The organism is Vibrio sp. 10N.261.52.A1 (genome assembly GCF_002876325.1).
Lineage (GTDB): Bacteria > Pseudomonadota > Gammaproteobacteria > Enterobacterales > Vibrionaceae > Vibrio > Vibrio chagasii.
This window is the reverse complement of sequence record NZ_MCYD01000982.1, coordinates 1-7,968: the sequence shown is the minus strand read 5'-3', so window position 1 is coordinate 7,968 and position 7,968 is coordinate 1. Positions and strand designations below refer to the sequence as shown.

The 7,968-nt window shown below is 44.7% G+C and carries 6 protein-coding genes; 3 read left to right on the top strand and 3 right to left on the bottom strand.

All coding sequences use genetic code 11. The features are described 5' to 3' along the window. The first annotated feature begins 97 nt into the window (after window positions 1-97). Window positions 98-724, top strand: a complete 627-nt coding sequence (locus BCT81_RS21320) for a LysE family translocator (RefSeq protein ID WP_102425748.1) — start codon at window positions 98-100, stop codon at window positions 722-724. A 396-nt stretch (window positions 725-1,120) separates the two neighbouring features. Beyond that, entirely contained in the window at window positions 1,121-1,654 is a 534-nt protein-coding gene (locus BCT81_RS21315) for an MSHA biogenesis protein MshA (RefSeq protein WP_198596942.1), read from the top strand. Window positions 1,655-1,751: 97 nt separating this feature from the next. On the opposite strand, the gene BCT81_RS21310 is transcribed toward BCT81_RS21315, so the two are convergent. Continuing rightward, a complete protein-coding gene (locus BCT81_RS21310) occupies window positions 1,752-3,134 on the bottom strand; it encodes an MATE family efflux transporter (protein WP_102425746.1) in 1,383 nt (460 codons plus the stop codon). A 314-nt stretch (window positions 3,135-3,448) separates the two neighbouring features. On the opposite strand from BCT81_RS21310, the gene BCT81_RS21305 reads away from it, so the two are divergent. Next, on the top strand, window positions 3,449-3,757 hold the full coding sequence (locus BCT81_RS21305; protein ID WP_102425745.1) for a hypothetical protein: 309 nt from the start codon (window positions 3,449-3,451) through the stop codon (window positions 3,755-3,757). A gap of 856 nt (window positions 3,758-4,613) precedes the next feature. Here the strand turns inward: BCT81_RS21305 and gcvP are convergent. Together gcvP and gcvH are read right to left on the bottom strand one after the other, a co-directional pair. Then, entirely contained in the window at window positions 4,614-7,493 is a 2,880-nt protein-coding gene (gene gcvP, locus BCT81_RS21295) for an aminomethyl-transferring glycine dehydrogenase (RefSeq protein WP_102425743.1), read from the bottom strand. 90 nt (window positions 7,494-7,583) lie between these two features. Continuing rightward, on the bottom strand, window positions 7,584-7,964 hold the full coding sequence (gene gcvH / locus BCT81_RS21290; RefSeq protein WP_008216962.1) for a glycine cleavage system protein GcvH: 381 nt from the start codon (window positions 7,962-7,964) through the stop codon (window positions 7,584-7,586). Window positions 7,965-7,968: the final 4 nt, after the last annotated feature.

Sequence of the window (7,968 nt, the reverse complement as noted above, 5' to 3'; positions counted from 1 at the left end):
CGTAAGTAAAGAATCGGTGAATAGTTTCTTTACTCCTTTTAAGGACGCATGTTACGTTCAGCAAATATCATGTTGAGCTATGAATAAGGACAAGCCAATGTCGTTTGAAGGTGCGGTTACATTCTTTATTGCCATGTTTATATTTGGTATTACTCCAGGGCCCGGCGTATTTGCGATTTTGGCTCGTGGAATGGTCGATGGATGGCGAAAGTGCATTTCCCTTTCTTTAGGCATGATATGCAGTGATCTTATTTATCTAGCGCTTGCTTGTTTTGGTTTAGCAACCATTGCGGAGAACTGGTCATTTGCTTTCGAGATCATTCGCTACGTTGGTGCAGCTTACCTTATTTACCTGGGGTACAAAATGTTTAAGGCCTTACCTGAAGTGCAAGGTTCGGCAGAGCACGCAGCCAAAAAAAGTCAGAAATCAGAACTTGCTAGCTTCGCGCAAGGTTTTCTGATCTCAGCGTCAAACCCTAAAGTGATTCTGTTTTATATTTCGTTTTTACCAACATTCGTTGATCTGACGGTTTTACGCTCACAAGATATTGCCTTAGTTTCTGTATTGGCTTCTATTGCACTAATGGCTGGCTTGATGCTGATTGCGATGGGAGCGGGGCGCATGGTGACTTTGCTTAAAACCCCGCGCGCGCATAAACGGTTAAACCAAAGCGCTGGTGGCATCATGATTGCTGCAGGCTCATATCTGGCGATCAATCGATAGATATGGGTTGTTGAGCTCGTTTTTCTAAGTACGACTCTTGAAACATGAAGGCGGACCAATTGGTTCGCCTTTTCGTTAGCTATATGAAGCTTCTATTTGGTCGTTCATGCGCTAGCTCAAATAATTGGATTAAAGTTAATCCGTATATAGCCTCATTCGATCCATTAGTATTATTAGTAGAACGCTTATTCGTACATTATGTGACAACGCTTCCAATTAGTGTTGAATTTATAAATTGAGCTCTTTCAAGCATTTATGGCGAAGTGGGGAGAGTTTTAAGTGCGCTATTCAGGATGTATAGTTAGTGATAATTCATTAAGTTATCTAATGATTGAGCTATCGAATCTTTAAGTTGTTGCTGATGTGGGTGTTATGAAGAAAAACGGCTTTACGTTAATGGAATTAATCGTTGTGATCGTGATAATTGGTATTATTGCTGTAACAGCAGCGCCGAGGTTTCTTAATATCCAAGAGTCGGCGAGAGAAGCGGTACTTGAGGGGGTTGCGGGTGCAATGGAAGGAGTAATCACACAGGTAACGTCTAAAGCTATTATCGCTGGGCTTAACCCTGATGCATCAAACCCAGGAGATCAGAGCAACTATGTGATCGATTTTGGTATCGGCAGTGTTGAGGTTGACTGGGGCACACTTTGTCCGGAAAGCCGAGGGGAGTCGGGCGACAAATTGACGATGATCGACTTTATGACCTTATCAGATGATGACAGCTTGACGTCTGACTTTGCTAATAGGTACACAGTGGTTGGTTATGAATACCCATTTACCACTGGAGATCTAGGCGGCGCGATAATAGATGACCTTCCATCTGGTTGTTATGTTCTCTATGATTCTTTTGGTGGTAGAACAAGTGGAGATACATGCCCACCTGATGGTTGTGTATGTACAGTACAGGTAGTCAATGATGAGTGTTAAACCGAGCTCGTTAACTGACTTATAGAAATTCAATAAAAAAGCGCGTTATTACCGATTGGTAGTAACGCGCTTTTTTGTATTAGCTTATTGGTCTATTTTAGTTTGCTAACGCAGCATCTGCTGGTGGCAAATCACGCTTCTTAATCACGTATCGTAAGCGAAGTAGCATCAGAGCGGCTGAAACACTCAAGCCCGTTAGAATACCAATCCAAAAGCCTTCTTCGCCCATTGCTGGAACCACGTAGTCGGTTAAGCCCAACACCATACCCATAGGTAGCGCTAAGCCCCAGTATGAAGCGATAGCTAAGATCATTGGGATCTTAGTATCTTTATAACCACGCAGAGCACCATTTGCAGAGGTTTGCAGTGCATCACTGAATTGGTACATAGCGGTAAAGGTCAATAACACAGCTGCCGTTGCGCTGATTACTGGGTCTGTCGTGTAAAGCCTAATGATTAACTCAGGGAACAGTAGGAACATCGTCACCGAAAGCAATGAGATTAATGCTGCCACTAAAATACCGACTTTACTGCGCTCAATCGCACCAAGTTCGTCTTTTTCACCCAAAGCGTGACCAACACGAATCGTAATGCCAAACGAGATACTCATTGGTATCACGTAAGTCAGGCTCGATATATTGAGAGCGATTTGCGCCGCTGCTACATTCTCTGCACCAATACGGCCAATCATCAATGCGATGACCGCAAAGATACTGCCACACACCGCGATGTTCATACCGATAGGTAAACCTAGCTTTAGAAGGTGAAGCATCTCTTTTGCTTTTGGCTTCGCGTCTGTAAAGCTAATAATCGTCTTGTAGTGATGATGACCTTTAATGTAGGAATACAGCATGCCCGACATTAGCCAATACACTAAGCTTGTCGCCCAGCCACAGCCCACAGCACCCATTTCAGGGAAACCAAACTTACCGTAGATAAGCACGTAGTTGACCGGAATGTTAATTAACAAACCAATTACCGAAATGATCATCGGTACTTTGGTGTTGTTCATACCTTCACAGAAGCCGTTTAAAGTGTAAAACAGGGCAATACCCGGTACACCAAAGGCTAGGGCAAACGCATAGTCACTGCCGATAGGAATAATCTCAGCGGCAACGCCAATCCATTCTAAGATCGGTTTGGCACTCACCAAATAAGCGATGAGTAGTACGCTAGCAATTAATGCAAGCCATACCATTTGGAAAAACTCGACAGAGATACTTTGGAAGTCGCGAGCGCCTCGGTGGTAAGCGACTACAGGCGTTAACGCCATAATCACACCACGCAGCAACAGCAGCACTGGAATCCATAGGCTAGTGCCAAGTGCAATAGCGGCAAGATCGGCGGGGCTTACTTGGCCAGCCATTGTCGTATCGACAAATCCCATCGCTTGGGTAGCTATTTGAGTCAAAATGATTGGAATCGAAAGATGCATAAGCGCACCCGATTCACGAGTAAAAGGACGAAGTTTCGTTAGCATGGAAGTTCAAAACACCAATATAAATACACGAATGATGGCAGGATGGCCGGTGTGCATTTTAGGATGTGCCCCGTTTGGGCGGCGCCAATATAAACACCTTACCGTATAGGGTCAAGCATTGGATTTATCGAGGATGATGCTAGGGGTATAAATTCAACATTTGCCGCGTTAATCACTAAATTTTAGGTATAAGTGTTTGTTATGAAAAGACAAAGGCTAGTACAATTGATGGCATAAAAAACTAGATAGAAAAGCTGTGTCGCTAAGTGTAAAGCTATTTATATGGCAGGTGTTATGCAAATACAGGGATACTAATGGAAATTACAGTTAAGAAAATCTCGAAAAGGTCTCTTTTCAAAATGCTTTTTATCGGATTTAGTCTGAGCTTCTTTGTTTTCTTCTTAATATGTGGTGTCGCATCCATATTTGGTGCGGAAACGGTAAAGTGGGAACAGACACCAGTAACGGGGCTGTCTGGCCTGCTACTAGCTTTAGTAATGTGGCCAATGTTTAGTTTGTTTCTAACGCTGTTTATGTGGTGTTTTGTAGCGTTCGGTTTGTGGATTTTCTCATTAGTTAAACCATTGAAGCTGGCCTTTAAAGAGACCACTAGCGCCAACTAACCACCGTTAGTAAACAGCTTAGAGTGATTCGCAATGAGTGGCACATATAGTTATTTCTTTAAAATGCCAAAATAACTAAAGTAGCTAGTTGCCTATAGCAATGACTGAAAGAGATCTGCTCTTATCTCCGCTCTCGTTTTAACTTTTATGTGAATCATTTAATTGTTACGCTTGCATCCGTATGAATGATTAGGTTAACCGTTATGAAATTAAGACTGCTGAGTTTAGTGTTCACGCTCGCCCTAAGTGGTTGTTCTTTGCTTGTGACTGAGAGCTACTTTGGTGACAGTTGGACCGGGCATCACATAGATAAGCTGGTAGAGCAGTGGGGGGAACCCTATCAAATGAGGTCTAAAGATGATGGTGTGATTGAGGCGGAATATAGGATTTTCAACGACAGTTGCACGTATACTTTTATTACGGATGAGCAAGGTGTAATTGAATCCTATAAGTATCAAAGTACGTTTTTAGGAACATGTAAGCCAATAGGGTAAACACCAACCATACAACTATGGCGCCAATATCAACTTGGCGCTATCTATCTTGTCCTTACTATCACTTCTTAACTGAAAATCTAGCGCCATATCAGCATTCTACTGCCACAACGCCAGTAGAAACACAAAAAGACCAATCCCTAACGTTACCTTCAGAAGTAAGCCAAGAGGGGCTCCACCTTTTGGCGCTTTGTTACAACATCCCATAATTGTTTCCTCATTCATCGTTGGATTCATTTCACCTTAAACCTTTCCCTTACGGTAAGGTCAATGCATTTGTAGACCTTGAATTTGAGACAACAAAAAGGCGAACCATTTGGTTCGCCTTTTTGTTATGTTTCGCTGCTTAGCGCCGCTACGAATTAATCTTCGTAGTTATCGATGCTTGGGCAAGAACAGATTAGGTTACGGTCGCCGTATACGTTGTCTACACGGTTAACAGTAGGCCAGTACTTCGAGTTCTTCGTTGCTTTCGATGGGAAGCAAGCCAGTTCGCGAGAGTAAGGGCGATCCCATTCTGCGCCTGAAAGGTCAACTTGTGTGTGCGGTGCGTTCACTAGAGGGTTGTTGTCTAGTGGCCATTCACCGGCTTTCACTGCTGCCATTTCGTGGCGGATTGCGATCATCGCTTCACAGAAACGGTCTAGCTCTTCTAAATCTTCTGATTCAGTTGGCTCTACCATTAATGTGCCAGCTACTGGGAAAGACATAGTAGGCGCGTGGAAACCGAAGTCCATTAGACGCTTAGCAATATCTTCTTCGCTGATGCCTGTCTCTTCTTTTAGTGGACGAATATCGATAATACATTCGTGCGCTACGCGGCCATTAGTACCACGGTAAAGTACAGGGTAATGAGGACGTAGTTTTTCCATCACGTAGTTCGCGTTCAGAATCGCAACTTTAGTTGCGTCTGTTAGGCCAGGTTCGCCCATCATTGCGATGTAAGCCCAAGAGATAGGTAGGATTGAAGCACTACCTAAATCTGCTGCTGATACCGCGTAGTCAGAACCTTGTACACCATTTTCGATGTGACCTGGTAGGAAAGGTGCTAGGTGCGATTTAACGCCGATAGGACCCATACCCGGACCGCCACCACCGTGTGGGATACAGAATGTTTTGTGTAGGTTCAAGTGAGATACGTCTGAACCGATGAAGCCAGGAGAAGTTAGACCTACTTGAGCGTTCATGTTCGCGCCGTCTAGGTAAACCTGGCCGCCCGCTGCGTGTACTTGTTCACACACTTCTTTCACTTGCTCTTCGTATACGCCGTGCGTAGAAGGGTAAGTGATCATGATGCTTGATAGGTTGTCTTTGTGCTTCTCGATTTTCGCTGCTAGGTCTGTCATGTCGATGTTGCCATCTTCATCACACTTAACAACCACTACCTTCATTGAGACCATAGATGCTGTTGCAGGGTTAGTACCGTGCGCAGAGCTTGGGATCAGACAAACGTTACGGTGAGCTTCACCGCGGCTTGCATGGTAACGTTGAATCGCGATTAGACCTGCGTATTCGCCAGATGCACCAGAGTTAGGCTGGAGTGAGAAATCGTCGTAACCAGTGATTTCGCATAGCTTCTCTTTAAGATCTTTCGCTAGAGCTGTGTAACCAGCCGCTTGCTCTAGAGGTGCGAATGGGTGAATAGAACCAAACTCAGGCCATGTTACTGGGATCATCTCAGCAGCAGCGTTCAGCTTCATCGTACAGCTGCCTAGTGGGATCATGCCGTGCGTTAGTGAGAAGTCTTTGTTCTCAAGCTGTTTTAGGTAACGCATCATTTGCGTTTCGCTGTGGTGCGTGTTGAATACTGGGTGAGTTAGGAACTCAGATTCACGACGGCAGTTTTCTGGAATTGCTGCAAACTCGTTTGATGCAATGTCAGAAGAAAGTGCTTGAACGTCTTCTTTCACGTCGAAGATAGCGAATAGGGCATTCACATCATCTACAGTAGTTGTTTCGTCTAAGCTGATACCAATCTTACCAGGAAGTAGACGTAGGTTGATGTCTGCTGCTTGCGCTTTCGCGTACAGTGCATCTGTCTTATCTTCTGAGTTGATTGTGATGGTATCGAAGAAGCTGTTATTCGTTAGCTCGTAACCTGCTTTAGTCAGGCCAGCTGCTAGGATAGCTGTCATGTGGTGTGTACGACGAGCAATAGTACGTAGGCCTTCTGCACCGTGGTAAACCGCGTAGAAAGACGCCATGTTTGCTAGAAGCGCTTGAGCCGTACAGATGTTCGATGTCGCTTTCTCGCGGCGGATGTGTTGCTCACGAGTTTGCATTGCCATACGTAGTGCTTGGTTACCGTGCGTATCGATAGAAACACCGATTACACGACCTGGCATTGTACGCTTGTGCTTTTCACGAGTTGCCATGAATGCAGCGTGTGGACCGCCGTAACCCATAGGAACACCGAAGCGCTGAGCTGAACCGATTACTACGTCTGCGCCCATTTCGCCAGCAGGCTTAAGTAGAGCAGAAGCAAGTAGATCTGTTGCAACGGTTACAAGCGTTTTGTTTGCCTGAGCTTTTGCAATGACGTCTGTTAGGTCACGAACTTCACCTGTTGTACCAGGGTATTGTACTAGTGCACCAAATACGTCTTGCTCTGGAAGTGTTTCAAGAGCGCCAACCATTACTTCAAAACCGATGTACTCAGCACGAGTTTTAACAACTTCTAGTGTTTGAGGGTGAACATCGTCAGCAACGAAGAATACTTTGCTCTTGCTTTTACCAGCACGCTTACACAGTGTCATTGCTTCGCCAGCCGCTGTCGCTTCGTCAAGAAGAGACGCGTTCGCGATTTCCATACCTGTAAGGTCCATTACCATTTGTTGGTAGTTAAGCAGAGACTCAAGTCGACCTTGAGAAATCTCTGGTTGGTATGGTGTGTAAGCTGTGTACCAGCCTGGGTTCTCTAAAACGTTACGTAGAATAACGTTTGGAGTGAATGTGTTGTAGTAGCCTTGGCCAATGAAAGTACGTTTCACTTGGTTTAGGTTAGCGATCTCTTTAAGAGAGGTCAGCATGTCCATTTCGCTCAGTGGCGCAGCAAGTGTCATTGGTTTTTCAAGACGGATTTGTGCAGGAACCGTTTCGTCGATCAGTGCGTCTAGGCTAGTCGCGTTGATCGCTTCAAGCATTTTTTGCTGGTCTGCTTTATTTGGGCCGTTATGACGAGCAACAAACTCGTTTTGTGTACCCAAGTCTTTCAGTAATTGGCTTTGAAGTAATTCAGTCATGATATCGTTCTACTTTCTCTCTGGAGCCGTGAGCTAGCCCCTAAAATTAAGCTGCTCACAAGAGCAGCTTTATCGTAATGAGGTTACCTATTAGTCTTCTTCGATAGAGCTTAGGTATTCTTCCGCATCTTTAAGGTTGTCTAGTTCAGACGCATCAGACATCTTCACTTTAACAATCCAACCACCTTCATAAGGTTCTTCGTTGATTAGCTCTGGGCTATCTTCTAGTTCTTCGTTGATTTCTACGATTTCACCAGAGATTGGCGCGTAGATATCAGAAGCAGCTTTAACTGACTCAACTAGAGAGAAGCTTTCGCCAGCTTCAATTTCGTCTTCAGTTTCAGGCAGGTCAACAAACACAACGTCACCTAGCATCTCTTGAGCGTGCTCAGAAATACCGATAGTTACAGTACCGTCACCGTTGTCTTTTACCCACTCGTGGCTGTCTGCAAACTTAAGTGTATTGTCCATTGCT

Coding starts and splice junctions, on each gene's coding strand:
- BCT81_RS21310 (WP_102425746.1), bottom strand. CDS start 3,134: ATGCTAACGAAACTTCGTCCTTTTACTCGTGAATCGGGTGCGCTTATG.
- BCT81_RS21320 (WP_102425748.1), top strand. CDS start 98: ATGTCGTTTGAAGGTGCGGTTACATTCTTTATTGCCATGTTTATATTT.
- gcvP (WP_102425743.1), bottom strand. CDS start 7,493: ATGACTGAATTACTTCAAAGCCAATTACTGAAAGACTTGGGTACACAA.
- gcvH (WP_008216962.1), bottom strand. CDS start 7,964: ATGGACAATACACTTAAGTTTGCAGACAGCCACGAGTGGGTAAAAGAC.
- BCT81_RS21305 (WP_102425745.1), top strand. CDS start 3,449: ATGGAAATTACAGTTAAGAAAATCTCGAAAAGGTCTCTTTTCAAAATG.
- BCT81_RS21315 (WP_198596942.1), top strand. CDS start 1,121: ATGGAATTAATCGTTGTGATCGTGATAATTGGTATTATTGCTGTAACA.